Source organism: Nitratidesulfovibrio vulgaris str. Hildenborough, assembly GCF_000195755.1.
In the GTDB taxonomy this organism is placed as follows: domain Bacteria; phylum Desulfobacterota; class Desulfovibrionia; order Desulfovibrionales; family Desulfovibrionaceae; genus Nitratidesulfovibrio; species Nitratidesulfovibrio vulgaris.
In genome coordinates this window covers 3,247,250-3,261,500 of the sequence record NC_002937.3, presented here as the reverse complement: position 1 = coordinate 3,261,500, position 14,251 = coordinate 3,247,250, and the positions used below count along the sequence as shown (strand labels likewise).

The following is a 14,251-nucleotide window of genomic DNA, read 5'->3' as shown; positions in this document are numbered from 1 at the left end:
GCTGGGCATGACTGCGTGCACGCGATTCGCCGGGGGGCCTTCCATGCGTCTGCCACGCTGCCACGGGCCGCTTCTGCGCGGTCTCAATCTTCCATGGGCCAAGGCCCTCGGGGGAGGGGTGACGCGTGAGTACGGCACAGGTGAGATTTTCCACCAGATGGGCGACCGGGTCGATGCCCTCCACTATGTCCTCGAGGGGCATGTGGTGGCGAAGGCGGTCACCCCGGAGGGCGTCGAACGCTATGTGCTCGGTTTCCTGCCCGGTACCATCTTCGGGCAGTCCCCGTTCTTCAACCGGGCCCCTGCCGAGACGCTATTCGTGAGTGTGGGCCATACGGTCGCCGTGGCCCTTGGCCGTGACTACATCTACGGCGAAGTGGCGCAACGCCACCCGTCGTTGCTGCTCAACCTGCTGGAAAGCGATGCCTATAGGCACCGGGTCTTCGGGCGGCACATCGCCGATGCCACGTTACGCGACCTTGAAACCCGCCTGTGTCGTTTTATCCTGCACCTCGTCACCGAGGCTTCCGACCCCGTGCCCGTGGAACAAGCCCTGACGGATGCGGCGGCGGAGGTACACCCCCGCACCGGAGACGAAGGGGCGGAGGGGCCCGCCGACTGCCCAGCCCGTTGCCATTCGGGTGCATCCGCGCTTTTCTCCCATCCCGGACTTACGCATGAGGATGTCGCCCGGTATCTCGGGCTGCACCGTGTCACCGTGAGCAACCTGCTTGGCGGGTTGCGGCGGGCTGGCGTGTTGGGGCAGTTCAACCGCAAGGTCATCGAAGTCTGCGACGGGGCTGAACTTGTCGCGCGTGCCGGAATGTCCGGTGACGGAGACCGTTGGCCGTAGCGCCCCACAACGCGCCATAGCCCCGACACGGTGAGTCTGGGGTTTCCACAAGCCCCTTCCCGCCACCACAAGGGCAGATCGCTCCCGTATGAATCCCATGCCTCCATCAGGTCTTGGGTCGAGTTGCGTCCGTGGCACCGCCTGCCGCGGTCGTCCCGCTTTTGCCGTCGCACTGTAGCCCAGGCTACGGAACCGCTCGTCGTGAGCCGCTACGGATGGACAGGCGGCTTCGCCGCGGGAGGAAACATGCACGATGCGACGACGTTACAGTCCGTAGATACGGACTTGCTCATCATAGGAGGAGGAACGGCCGGGCCCATGGCTGCCATCAAGGCCAAGCTGCGCGACCCGGCATGTGATGTGCTGGTGGTGGACAAGGCGACGGTGCGCCGTGGCGGTTCCATCTGTCGTGGCATGGACGCCTACAACAATGTGGTGGTGCCCGGCGTTGCCGATGTGGACAGCTATGTCGAGTCCATCCGCGCCATGAGCGACGGCATCTTCGACGAGAAGGTGAACCGCGTGCTTGGCGAACGTAGCTTCGAAGTCCTGCGCGACCTCGAAGAATGGGGCGCGGCCACGTTCCCGCGGGATGCGGCAGGTGGCTACATCGTCGAGCAACTGCATCCCTTCGGGCGTTTTCTCGCGGAGATGCGTGGCGACATCAAGCCCGTCATGGCGAAGAAGTGCCGTGAACTCGGTGTGCGCACGATGGACCGCACCATGGCGACGCGGCTGCTCACTCATGAAGGGCGGGTGACCGGTGCCGTGCTGCTGGGCGTGCGTACGGGCGAGGTGACCGTCTGCCGCGCCAAGGCGGTCATCATGTGCACCGGCAGTCAGGGGCGATTCGGGCTGCCCGAGACGGGCTATCTGTTCGGTACATTCGACTGCCCCTACAATGCAGGCGAGGGCTGGAGCATGATCTACGAGGCGGGTGGCGACCTCGTGAACTTCGAGTTCCTCGACCACACCGCGCTCATCCGCGATTTCGAGGGGCCGGGGCACTCCACCTTCACGCGCCACGGGGCGTATCTCATCAACGCCCTCGGCGAGCGGTTCCTGTTCCGCTACCACGAACTGGGCGAACACGCCCCCAGCGGACTGCGCGCCAAGGCCATGCAGGCGGAGATAGGCCTCGGCCACGGGCCGCTCTATTACGACCTGCGTCACCTCTCCGACGAGACCAAGACCATCATCAAGGACGGTCTCTTCTCCTGCGAACGTCCCACCGAGAAGGCCTTCTTCGAGCTGAAGGGCATCGACATCGGCCTGCAACCCGTCGAACTGGTGCTCGCAGGGCCGCATCTGTGCGGCGGGCATGGGTTGACGGGGGCACTCGTGGACGAATGGGGGCGCACCACCGTTCCCAATCTCTACGCGGCGGGCGATGTGGCCTCGACAGGGCTCGGCTTCGTCGGGGCGGCATGGGTCTTCGGTGGCCTCGCTGCCGAACACGCGGTGGAACGCATGGCCGACATCCCCGCCCCGGTGGTGGATATGGCAGATGTCCATGCCGAAGTGGCGCGTATCCGTGCCCCGCTGGGTGGCAACCCCGTGAATCCCCCGCTGCCACAGCCGCCGTTGCACAACGACGAGGGCAACGACCCGCGTGAGGTGGAATACAAGCTGCGTCGCCATATCAAGCCATTGCTCGACTCCCCCAAGCACGCCAGCCGGCTTCGCGACCTTCTGGGCAAGATGGCGGCGTTCAGGGCCGACATCGACCGCATTCGCGTGACCGACTGGCACGATGTCATGAAGGTGCTGGAGATACGCTCCATCGCCGATTGCATGGAATTCTCCGCTCGCGCTTCGCTGTTGCGGGAGGAAAGCCGATGGGGGATGCCCCATACCCGGCTCGATTTCCCGGAACGTGACCCCGCATGGAACGGATCCTATGTGGTACTGCGCCGCGGCGCGGACGGCGGCATGGTGGTGACACGGCAACCCGTGCGAAGCGCCTAGCCGCTTCGGTGCATTTACAGGAATCGAGGAGAGAGGGTCATGCCCGTAGCCATAGACAAGGAAGCCTGCACGAGGTGTGGGCAGTGCGAACGTGAATGCCCCGGCGATGTGCTGCGCATGGACCCGGAGACGGGCTATCCGTACAACGCTCACATCGATGATTGCTGGTACTGCGGCGTGTGTGAGGTCGAATGCCATTTTGGCGCCTTGCGCATGACGTTTCCGGTGATGGTTGTGTAGCGGGGCGGCTGTCTGGGGCGGCTGAGAACGATGCGCCAGCCCTGGCGGCAGATGGCCCCGATGATGATACGAGGTCGCTCCTTCGACGGGCACCGTGATGCCCGCCACGGGACGGCATGAACGCCAACCATGGAATCGGCCACGCATTCTCCCGGAACCGTCCCGGAAGAGGGTGTCGGCCACTGGAGCCTACATGGACACCGCCGCCAGACCGATGGAGCGCAGGCCCTCTACGGCCTATGCCCTCGCAACATTCTGCATACCGGTCGCCGTCATCCTGTACGGCACCGTGGTCATGGCCATCCGTCCCCCGGTGCTGCCTCTCATCGCCGCGGTGGGCCTCGCCGCCCTCATGGTCATGCGGACGGGCTACCGCTGGAACGAGTTGCAGCAGGGCATGTTCGAAGCTCTCGGCAGGGTTCAGATTGCCGTCTTCATCCTTGTTCTGGTGGGTATGCTCATCGGGGCGTGGATAGCCTGCGGCACCATCCCGCTCATCATCTACTGGGGGCTGCGGCTCATCGCGCCGGAGAGTTTTCTGCTCTCGTCCTTCGTGCTGTGCGGCGTCGCCTCCATCGCCACGGGCACCTCGTTCGGCACCATGGGCACGCTGGGCGTCGCCCTGCTTGGCGTGGGCGAGGCCCTCGGCTTTCCGGCAGCCATGACCGTGGGGGCTGTGGTCTCCGGGGCGTACCTCGGAGACAAGATGTCGCCCGCTTCGGACTCCACCAACATCGCCGCGTCGGTCTGCGAGGTTGACCTCTTCGACCATATCGGTTCCATGATGTGGACGACAGTGCCCGCTGCGCTGGTCGCGGGGGTGGTCTACTCCGTGCTGGGAGTCCTGCATGTGCAGGGTCAGGCCGTCCCCCTCGAAGGCATCCGCGGCATCCTCTCTGCGCTCGAACAGCACCACTCGCTCTCTCTCGTGGGTGTGATTCCGCCGCTGGTCATGCTGGTGCTTGCCTACATGCGACTGCCGGTCGTGCCCGTCATGGCGGCATGTGTGCTCTCTGCCGCGGGCATAGCCCTCTTCGAGGGGCATGCGCTGCGTGATGTGGCTGTGTCCATGACCACGGGCTTCAAGTCCGCCACAGGCGTGAAACAACTCGACATGCTGCTTTCGCGCGGGGGCATGATGAGCGTCATGCCCACGGTGCTGCTGCTTTCTGCTGGGGTGGCTTTCGGAGGGGTTCTCGAACGCTCACGCACCCTTGAGGTGCTCATCGAAGCCGTGTTGCGGGGGGCGCGTTCGACTGTGCGCCTCGTGGGGTCGTCATTGCTCGCCTGTTACATCATCCTGCTGGGTACGGGTAGCCAGCTGCTGGCGGCCATCATCCCCGCGCGGGCGTTCGCCGATGCGTTTCGTGCACAGGACATCCACCTCAAGGTGCTGTCCCGTACCTGCGAGGACGGCGGTACGATAGGCTGTCCGCTCGTGCCGTGGTCGGTGCACGCCTTCTACATCCTCGGCGTTCTGGGCGTGAGCGCGCTCGATTTCGGTCCCTACGCCGTTCTCAACTGGATTGTCCCCGTCTTCTCCATGCTGTGCGCCGCCTCCGGTATCGGCGTGTGGCGTGCCGATGGCACGGGCGTGCGACAAGGCAAGGCTTCCGCATAGGGAAGGGCTACCTGAGGCGTCTGGCGTTCAGCGGGTCTTCCTGTCGGGCGTCTGGAGAGGCTGGCAGGCCACTCATGCCGCGCGAATCACAGAAGGGGGGCACCGCAAGGTGCCCCCCTTTGTCGTCAGGCTAGGGCATGTCCCCCGTCAGCGCATGGGGTGATGGGGCGACATGTCAGGAGTGAGCTTGGTGGCGGGGCCGTGGCAGACCTTGCAGTTGCCCTTGGCGCCTATGGCGGCGTTGAGCTTCTGGTATTGCAGTACCTGCACGGCGTCGCGGTCGCGCCCGAAGGGGTTGTCGGAGGGGTGCGTCGCGTGGGGGCTGTTATGGCAGGCGATGCAGGGGACCTTGCCCGTCATCTCCTTGCGTGCCCTGTAGAGACCCGACCCGTCCTTGGTCCAGACGTTGAAGGCCGAAGCAGTCTTGGCGGGACGTTCGTAAGCTTCCTTGTGGCAGGTGAGGCAGTCGGGCTGCTGTGCCCACGGGGTTCTGGCATTGATGGCGTCGACGCTGTCGACGAGGCGCGGCTTGACGTCGCGCATGAACAGTGCCGTGCGCGTCTTGCCGAGTTCGGCCTCCTTCTTGAGCAGCGAGAGGGCATGGTCTTCGAGGTAGCCGTGGCACGACACGCAGGTCTGCCCCGCCTTGCCGTGACTGCCCCTCAGGCAGCGCGTGAACCCGGCGTTGCTGTCGGGGTGGCAGTTGGCGCACACCTCGGCCCCGCGGCCCTTGAGATAGTTGACGTGGAAGCCGTGCAGGGCCGTCGGAAGGTTGAGGCGTGCCGGGTCGCCCTTGGCGTTGAGCAGCGGGTCGGGGTGGCAACTCTGACACAGCACGGGTTTGCCCGCATCGGCACGGGCCACGAGGTCGGTGCCGGAACGCTTGTCATGCACGGTGAGGATGGAACGTGCCGTGGTGAGAGAAACGCCTGTGCCCTCCGGGCGCGCCCATCCGCCGCCATGGCAACGCCAGCAGCTCATCTCCGTGCCGACGGGCACGACCACCTCTGTGCGGGCGAGTTGCTTGCCGGTGACCCTGTCCACGGCCTTCACGCTGAACAGCGGGTACGGGTTGATGGTCCCGTCGTCGCTGTACGGCACGACGGGGATGCCTGCGGCTTCGAAGGTGGCCGACTTCGGGTTGAAGTCGAGCGTTCCGTCCATGCCCCTGCCGGTCGTGGATGTGTCAGCGGGTAGCTGACGCCCTGATATCGATGCGGAATACTTCCAGTACTCCGTGTGTCGTGACGGGAAACGGAACCCTTCGGGGGCCTCATAGGTAAGGCGCACGCCTTCGGTCACCATTTCCGGTTTCTCGCCGCGCTTGATGAGCACGGCCCCCAGTGCGTTGCCGGGGGGCAGGTAGGAATAGGCCGCGTCACAGTCGGTGATGCACTTCATGCCAAGGGTGTTCCACGTCAGAAGTACGTACTCGTCCTTCTGCATGTCGAAAGCGGGGATGGCGAAGGGGAGTTGCGGCAGCTTCGCTGACGGCGGGTCCGCATAGGGTTTGCCATGCAGCGTGACCATCACCCATGCCGCGATGGCGTCGCGGTCTTCGGGGGTGCCGTCAAACCGTGGCATGTGTTCGAAGATGATGCCCTGTCCGTCGATATACGCCTCAAGTCCCATGACGGTGAGATGGCGCGTGAGCGGCATGATGTCGTTCCCGGTGGTTCCGGCCGTATGACAGCCGCCGCAATGCTGCCTGAAGAGGGTCGCCCCCTTGGTGAGCATGCCCTTGTCGGGAACTTTCCGTGGTGCGTGGGGCGCTGCCGTGGGCGCCTCTGTGGTCATGAACATGAGAAGCACAAGTGAGACTAGGGCGGTGAGAAGGGCTGCAGGCCGCGTGGCTCTCCGCAAGGGGGAGATCGTGTCGCGATCGTGCCGCCGCGTCGCTGGACGGGCGAACAGCATGGGGCTTTCTCCTTGTGGCGTTTCGGGTGAGACTCCGGGGCGAGTCGGAGCGTCTCTGGCTCTCCACTATGCAGCAGCGTAGAGGTGGGGGCTTCAGGCGGCAATGATATTCACGCGTTGTTGGCGCAGGGGCTCCCTCGTGCCGGTGCGATGGGGAGCGGGTGGGGGCAGGCTCCGGTGTCTTTCCGGAGGCGTTGTGCCTGTGCTCTGTCGCCATGGCCGGGGGGGGGGCGGGTAGGGGTTACCCTACGACTGGTGCCTCATGATGCGGGGAATGCCCTATCTTGCTGGCTGTGGTGCGGTTCTATACGTTGATGTCATGCCGGAAGGAACGCTGCTGACCAGGGGCGTGAGTGCCTCTCCGACCCGATGCGGTCGGACACCCCCCGGGGGAAGGGGCGTGTGGTTGCTTTGCGCCACCATCTTCTATTGGGCAGTGGCGCGCTTCGGTATGGCCCTGTTCAGCCTTGCACCGGAGAACATCACGCCTCTCTGGCTCGCCTCCGGGGTGGGACTCATCATGTGTCTTGAGGCGGGACTGTCAGCCGTACCGTGCATCGCGCTGGCGAGTGCCGTGGCCAACTTCCCCGGACTCTCGGCGTCCGGGGGGGAGTCGCCCCTGCTCTATGCCGTCTTGACCGGTACGGCGGATGGACTCTCCGCCGGTTTGCTTGCCGCGCTGGGCAGCCGGGTGCTGCAAGGTGGCATCACAAGTGTGCTTGACCTGCTTCGGGGCGTCGTACTGGTGTGCCTGCCTGCCACGCTGATTGGTGGTGTCGCCATCACCCTGTGTCTGTTCACCGGAGGCTATGTGCCTCGTGACGTCCTGTGCCAGATGTCGTTTTCGCTGATGGCTGGCGACACGCTGGGCGTATTGCTGGTGTTCCCTCTCTGGCGGGCGTGGCATGTGCTGCCACTACCTTCCCGTACAGAACTCTGCTGGATGGCCGGAGTGCTGTGCCTGTGCCTGCTGTCCATATGGAGCGCGTTCTTCGTGGAGGGCGCGGCCATTCACATGCTCATGCCACTTCTCGTGCTTTTGTCCTGCAATGTCCGCATCAATGGCGTCATGGTGGTTCTGTTCCTCACGGTCATTGCCGTCTTCATCGCCACGGCGCACAGAGTGGGCCCCTTTCATATGCCGACCCAGGGCGAGGCCGTCATGCTGCTTGTGTCGTTTGCTGCCAGCACCACACTCACAACGCTGGGGCTGTCACTGTACAGACACCTGCTGGCACAGGCGGGCGCAAGGGCGACGATGTGGGAACAGCGGGCCGGAATCGACCCGCTGACGGGGCTGTGCAACCGGGCGCGCTTCGATGAGGTCCTTCTGGCAGAATTGCAGCGTCTGCAACGTCAGGATTCACCCCTTTCGCTGATGATGTTCGATGCCGACCACTTCAAGCCTTACAATGACATGTACGGGCATGTCGCAGGTGATGCATGTCTGAAACGCGTCGCCGGTGTCCTGCGTGCGGTCGCACACCGCGCGTCGGATGTCGTGGCCCGTTACGGGGGGGAGGAGTTCGTCTGCATCCTGCCCGGAACGGATAGGGATAGTGCCTATGCCCTTGCCGAGAAGGTGCGTCAGGGGGTTCGGGCGCTTGCCATCCCGCATGTGGGGTCGCCGGTGGCGGGGGTGCTGACGGTGAGCGCGGGGGTGGTAACTGTTCACGGATGCGACGGGCTTGACCCGCAAGAGGTGGTCGCGCAGGTCGACCGAGCGCTGTATCAGGCCAAGGGGGCGGGGCGTGACAGGGTCATGGTGGCAAAGGGGGCGGCGAAAGAGGGCATGCAATACGGTGAATGTGCCTTGTCAGGCGTGCAGCGCCTTGTGTGGAGCGAAGACTACGCGTGCGGGGAACCACGCATCGATGCGAGTCACAGGGCGTTGCTTGCGAAGGCGGACTCGATCATGAGCTCGCTTGGCGGTGCTGACGGGCTGAACGCCCGGCGGGCGTGCATCCTGGCGCTGGTTGATGCGGTACGTATGCATTTCAGGGAGGAGGAGAGGGTGTTGGCTGCCATCGGCTACCCGAAAGCCGGGGAACATGCCGTCATCCATGAGGCACTGCTTCAAAGGGGCGCTTCTCTCGTCGCGGCATGGGAGAGAGGAGGCATGTCCCTTGATGACGTGGTCATCACGCTGGTTCACGGTATGGTCATGCGGCATATGCTGGACGATGACAGCGCCTTCTTTGAGCACGTGCAGCAGTGGGGGGCGGGAGGAACGCAACCCTGAAAGCCATCTGGTCGTGGTGCGGGGGACAGGATGATGGCGAATGCCCGCCGCGACAGCAATCCCTCTGGCACTCGTTACAGGGATGCCTCTTCTTGAAACTGCCCCATCGCCGGGCGCCATCCGCCTGCATCCCGTCGCTTTCTATCCATGCTCTACCCGTTGGGCCCCAACGGTTTGCCATGCGCCGACGCGAGAAAATGCGAAGTTGCTGCAAAAAGTCGTTGACGGCGGGGCGTGAAAAGGCCTAGAAGGCTCCTCCGCGACGAGGACGGCCGCATGGCCCACGAGTCGCACGATCTTTGAGAGACAGGTTCGCGACGCCATCGAAAAAAAGTTTCGAAAGGCGGTTGACAGCGAAGGCGAAGCGGGGCATAACGCCTCCTCGCCGCGACGGAAACGCGCGGCCTGTTTTTCGGTTCCTTGAAAAGTGAATAGCGAGTCGGGAGAATAGAAGATCAGCCTATTTGAGTCATGTCCCGAAAGGGATGTGGTCTCTCCAATTACTAACTGGAGAGTTTGATTCTGGCTCAGATTGAACGCTGGCGGCGTGCTTAACACATGCAAGTCGCGCGTGAAAGGACTTCGGTCCGAGTAAAGCGGCGCACGGGTGAGTAACGCGTGGATGATCTACCCATGAGTTGGGAATAACGGCTGGAAACGGTCGCTAATACCGAATACGCTCCGATTTCAACTTCGGGGGAAAGGTGGCCTCTGCTTGCAAGCTACTGCTCATGGATGAGTCCGCGTCCCATTAGCTAGTTGGTGGGGTAACGGCCCACCAAGGCGACGATGGGTAGCCGGTCTGAGAGGATGACCGGCCACACTGGGACTGGAACACGGCCCAGACTCCTACGGGAGGCAGCAGTGGGGAATATTGCGCAATGGGCGAAAGCCTGACGCAGCGACGCCGCGTGAGGGATGAAGGTCCTCGGATCGTAAACCTCTGTCAGGAGGGAAGAACCGCCACGGTGCTAATCAGCCGTGGTCTGACGGTACCTCCAAAGGAAGCACCGGCTAACTCCGTGCCAGCAGCCGCGGTAATACGGAGGGTGCGAGCGTTAATCGGAATCACTGGGCGTAAAGCGCACGTAGGCTGCTTGGTAAGTCAGGGGTGAAAGCCCGCGGCTCAACCGCGGAATTGCCTTTGATACTGCCGAGCTAGAGTCCGGGAGAGGGTAGTGGAATTCCAGGTGTAGGAGTGAAATCCGTAGAGATCTGGAGGAACATCAGTGGCGAAGGCGACTACCTGGACCGGTACTGACGCTGAGGTGCGAAAGCGTGGGGAGCAAACAGGATTAGATACCCTGGTAGTCCACGCCGTAAACGATGGATGCTAGGTGTCGGGGCCTTGAGCTTCGGTGCCGTAGTTAACGCGTTAAGCATCCCGCCTGGGGAGTACGGTCGCAAGGCTGAAACTCAAAGAAATTGACGGGGGCCCGCACAAGCGGTGGAGTATGTGGTTTAATTCGATGCAACGCGAAGAACCTTACCTAGGTTTGACATCCGGAAAACCTTCCCGAAAAGGAAGGGTGCCCTTCGGGGAATTCCGAGACAGGTGCTGCATGGCTGTCGTCAGCTCGTGCCGTGAGGTGTTGGGTTAAGTCCCGCAACGAGCGCAACCCCTATTGCCAGTTGCTACCAGGTAATGCTGGGCACTCTGGTGAGACTGCCCCGGTTAACGGGGAGGAAGGTGGGGACGACGTCAAGTCATCATGGCCCTTACGCCTAGGGCTACACACGTACTACAATGGCGCATACAAAGGGCAGCGATACCGCGAGGTGGAGCCAATCCCAAAAAGTGCGTCCCAGTCCGGATTGCAGTCTGCAACTCGACTGCATGAAGTTGGAATCGCTAGTAATTCGAGATCAGCATGCTCGGGTGAATGCGTTCCCGGGCCTTGTACACACCGCCCGTCACACCACGAAAGTTGGTTTTACCCGACACCGGTGAGCTAACCAGCAATGGAGGCAGCCGTCTACGGTAGGGCCGATGATTGGGGTGAAGTCGTAACAAGGTAGCCGTAGGGGAACCTGCGGCTGGATCACCTCCTTTACCGAATACGAAACTCCCGACTCGCTGCTCACTTTCAAGGAGCCGAAGTGCTCTTTGCAAAGCAGAGCCGACGGGCCTGTAGCTCAGGTGGCTAGAGCGCACGCCTGATAAGCGTGAGGTCGGAAGTTCAAGTCTTCCCAGGCCCACCACGTCAGGCGACACGCACCAAGTGGGGGCGTAGCTCAGCTGGGAGAGCACCTGCCTTGCACGCAGGGGGTCAACGGTTCAATCCCGTTCGCCTCCACCATTTGGTGGACGACGGATGGTTCTTTGTCATGCGCGAATATGGTCGCAGTCACGAAAGATTCGTGGATGTCATCCAGGTTCGCGCCTGGCCTCGGCGGTAAGCCGAAGCTCATTGAAAATTGAATAGGGTTGGAAAGGAAGTTCGAAGAGAACAAGTTACCAAGGGCAACAGGTGGATGCCTTGGCGCTGGAAGGCGAAGAAAGACGTGGTAGGCTGCGATAAGTCTCGGGGAGGAGCCAAACATCCTTTGATCCGGGAATGTCTGAATGGGGAAACCCGGCAGGAGTCATGTCCTGTCACCCGCAACTGAACAAATAGGTTGCAGGGAGCCAACCCGGGGAAGTGAAACATCTCAGTACCCGGAGGAAAGGAAATCAAACGAGACTCCCGAAGTAGCGGCGAGCGAACCGGGATTAGCCCAAACCGGATGGTTTCGACCATCCGGGGTTGTAGGACCTCGATGTGGGATTGACTACTAGGCAGGAGAAGTGAGCTGGAAAGCTCCGCCATAGCGAGTGATAGCCTCGTATCTGAAACCGAACGTCACCCTAGAGGCACCTGAGTACTGCGAGGCACGTGAAACCTCGTGGGAATCTGGGAGGACCATCTTCCAAGGCTAAGTACTAACCAGCGACCGATAGTGCACTAGTACCGTGAGGGAAAGGTGAAAAGAACCCCTGTCAGGGGAGTGAAATAGAATCTGAAACCTGTTGCCTACAAGCTGTGGGAGCATCCTTGAGATGTGACCGCGTGCCTTTTGCATAATGAGTCAGCGAGTTACTCTGTCGTGCGAGGTTAAGCGAAAGTGGAGCCGTAGCGAAAGCGAGTCTGATAAGGGCGATAAGTACGACGGAGTAGACCCGAAACCGGGTGATCTATCCATGAGCAGGTTGAAGCAAGGGTAAAGCCTTGTGGAGGACCGAACCAGTAACGGCTGAAAACGTTTTGGATGACTTGTGGATAGGGGTGAAAGGCCAATCAAACTCGGTGATAGCTGGTTCTCCCCGAAATATATTGAGGTATAGCCTCGGGAAATTGTCTCGCGGAGGTAGAGCACTGACAGGGCTAGGGGTCCCACCAGATTACCAAACCCTTTCAAACTCCGAATGCCGCAGAGATGTACCCCGGGAGTCAGACGGCGGGTGCGAAGGTCCGTCGTCAAAAGGGAAACAGCCCAGATCGACAGCTAAGGCCTCCAATTCCATGCTCAGTGGGAAAGGTGGTGGAGTTGTTCAGACAGCCAGGACGTTGGCTTAGAAGCAGCCATCGTTTAAAGAAAGCGTAATAGCTCACTGGTCTAATGACTCTGCGCCGAAAATGTAACGGGGCTAAGCATGGAGCCGAAGCTTCGGGATCGTCTAGTACGATCGGTAGGGGAGCGTTCTCTGTGGGCTGAAGGTTTGCCGGAAGGCACGCTGGACTGCAGAGAAGTGATTATGCTGACATGAGTAACGATAAAACAGGTGAGAAACCTGTTCGCCGTAAACCCAAGGTTTCCTGGGTAAAGGTAATCTTCCCAGGGTTAGTCGGTCCCTAAGGCGAGGGCGAAAGCCGTAGTCGATGGGAAACGGGTTAATATTCCCGTACCTGTGCGTTCGCGCGATGGAGGGACGGAGAAGGATAAGCGAGCCGGCTGTTGGCTTAGCCGGTGCAAGTGCGTAGGCTTGGGGGAGAGGCAAATCCGCCCCCTTTAAGGCCGAGACACGAGTCCGTGACCGCAAGGTCTGAAGTCGCCGAGTCCATGCTCCCTAGAAAAGCTCCTAAGTATAGTGCGTACAGACCGTACCGGAAACCAACACAGGTGGGTGGGGTGAATAACCCAAGGCGCTCGAGAGAACTCTGGCCAAGGAACTCGGCAAAATGACCCCGTAACTTCGGAAGAAGGGGTGCTCTCTAAGGTGTAGGGTATACATCCAAAGCCTCGGAGAGCCGCAGTGAAATGGTGGTGGCGACTGTTTACTAAAAACATAGGTCTCTGCGAAGTCGCAAGACGACGTATAGGGACTGACGCCTGCCCGGTGCCGGAAGGTTAAGAGGAGGGGTCAGCGCAAGCGAAGCTCCGAATCGAAGCCCCGGTAAACGGCGGCCGTAACTATAACGGTCCTAAGGTAGCGAAATTCCTTGTCGGGTAAGTTCCGACCTGCACGAATGGCGTAACGATCTCCACACTGTCTCGGCCAGAGACTCGGTGAAATTGAAGTCGCGGTGAAAATGCCGTGTACCCGCAGAAAGACGGAAAGACCCTGTGCACCTTTACTATAGCTTGACATTGGGTTTTGGGCTTGCATGTGTAGGATAGGTGGGAGGCTGTGAACCCTGTACGCCAGTATGGGGGGAGCCATCCTTGAAATACCACCCTTGCAAGTCTAAGGCTCTAATCCCTACCCGTGATCCGGGAGGGAGACAGTGTCTGGTGGGTAGTTTGACTGGGGCGGTCGCCTCCCAAATTGTAACGGAGGCACGCAAAGGTTCCCTCAGCCTGATTGGAAACCAGGCGTCGAGTGCAAACGCATAAGGGAGCTTGACTGCAAGACAGACATGTCGAGCAGGGACGAAAGTCGGCGTTAGTGATCCGGTGGTTCCGCATGGAAGGGCCATCGCTCATTGGATAAAAGGTACGCCGGGGATAACAGGCTGATCGCGCCCAAGAGTTCATATCGACGGCGCGGTTTGGCACCTCGATGTCGGCTCATCACATCCTGGGGCTGAAGCAGGTCCCAAGGGTACGGCTGTTCGCCGTTTAAAGTGGTACGCGAGCTGGGTTTAAAACGTCGTGAGACAGTTTGGTCCCTATCTTCTGTGGGCGTAGGAGAATTGAGAGGGCCTGTCCCTAGTACGAGAGGACCGGGATGGACATACCTCTGGTGGTCCTGTTGTCGCGCCAGCGGCATAGCAGGGTAGCTATGTGTGGAAGGGATAACCGCTGAAAGCATCTAAGCGGGAAGCCTGCCTCAAGATAAGTTCTCCCCTCTTTTAGAGCTGAAGGGCCCAGGTAGACTACCTGGTCGATAGGCTGGAGGTGGAAGTGCGGCGACGCATGGAGCTGACCAGTACTAATAGCCCGAGCGCCTTGTTTTCTTCATAAAACTCCTTTCCACCCTATTTGATTC

Annotated in this window: 6 protein-coding genes, 2 tRNA genes and 2 rRNA genes; 9 read left to right on the top strand and 1 reads right to left on the bottom strand. The window is 61.2% G+C overall.

Annotated elements, in window-relative coordinates; translation table 11 throughout:
* The first annotated feature begins 43 nt into the window (after positions 1-43).
* The 4 genes from DVU_RS14640 to nhaC all read left to right on the top strand — a co-directional run bounded on the left by DVU_RS14640 (position 44) and on the right by nhaC (position 4,682).
* Positions 44-853 (top strand): Crp/Fnr family transcriptional regulator, encoded by an 810-nt coding sequence (locus DVU_RS14640; RefSeq protein ID WP_014524616.1) that lies wholly within the window; start codon positions 44-46, stop codon positions 851-853.
* Between the two features lie 246 nt (positions 854-1,099).
* Positions 1,100-2,821, top strand: a complete 1,722-nt coding sequence (locus DVU_RS14635; RefSeq protein WP_010940369.1) for a fumarate reductase/succinate dehydrogenase flavoprotein subunit — start codon at positions 1,100-1,102, stop codon at positions 2,819-2,821.
* A 39-nt stretch (positions 2,822-2,860) separates the two neighbouring features.
* Entirely contained in the window at positions 2,861-3,061 is a 201-nt protein-coding gene (locus tag DVU_RS14630; RefSeq protein ID WP_010940368.1) for a 4Fe-4S dicluster domain-containing protein, read from the top strand.
* Between the two features lie 193 nt (positions 3,062-3,254).
* Positions 3,255-4,682, top strand: coding sequence for a Na+/H+ antiporter NhaC (nhaC, locus tag DVU_RS14625; protein ID WP_010940367.1), 1,428 nt, complete (start codon positions 3,255-3,257; stop codon positions 4,680-4,682).
* Positions 4,683-4,829: 147 nt separating this feature from the next.
* Here nhaC and DVU_RS14620 read toward each other — a convergent pair whose 3' ends face one another.
* The gene (locus DVU_RS14620) at positions 4,830-6,419 is read right to left on the bottom strand and encodes a c-type cytochrome (protein ID WP_226987313.1); all 1,590 of its coding nucleotides are present in this window, start codon (positions 6,417-6,419) and stop codon (positions 4,830-4,832) included.
* A gap of 580 nt (positions 6,420-6,999) precedes the next feature.
* On the opposite strand from DVU_RS14620, the gene DVU_RS14615 reads away from it, so the two are divergent.
* The 5 genes from DVU_RS14615 (at position 7,000) to DVU_RS14595 (ending at position 14,219) form a co-directional block, all read left to right on the top strand.
* Positions 7,000-8,841, top strand: a complete 1,842-nt coding sequence (locus DVU_RS14615) for a sensor domain-containing diguanylate cyclase (protein WP_014524615.1) — start codon at positions 7,000-7,002, stop codon at positions 8,839-8,841.
* Positions 8,842-9,345: 504 nt separating this feature from the next.
* Positions 9,346-10,894: ribosomal RNA gene (locus DVU_RS14610) — 16S ribosomal RNA — on the top strand.
* Positions 10,895-10,966: 72 nt separating this feature from the next.
* Positions 10,967-11,043 (top strand) — tRNA-Ile (locus DVU_RS14605).
* 22 nt (positions 11,044-11,065) lie between these two features.
* Positions 11,066-11,141, top strand: a tRNA-Ala gene (locus tag DVU_RS14600).
* 148 nt (positions 11,142-11,289) lie between these two features.
* A 23S ribosomal RNA gene (locus DVU_RS14595) occupies positions 11,290-14,219 on the top strand.
* Together the 16S and 23S rRNA genes with 2 tRNA genes alongside form the textbook arrangement of a ribosomal RNA operon.
* The last annotated feature ends 32 nt before the right edge of the window (positions 14,220-14,251 follow it).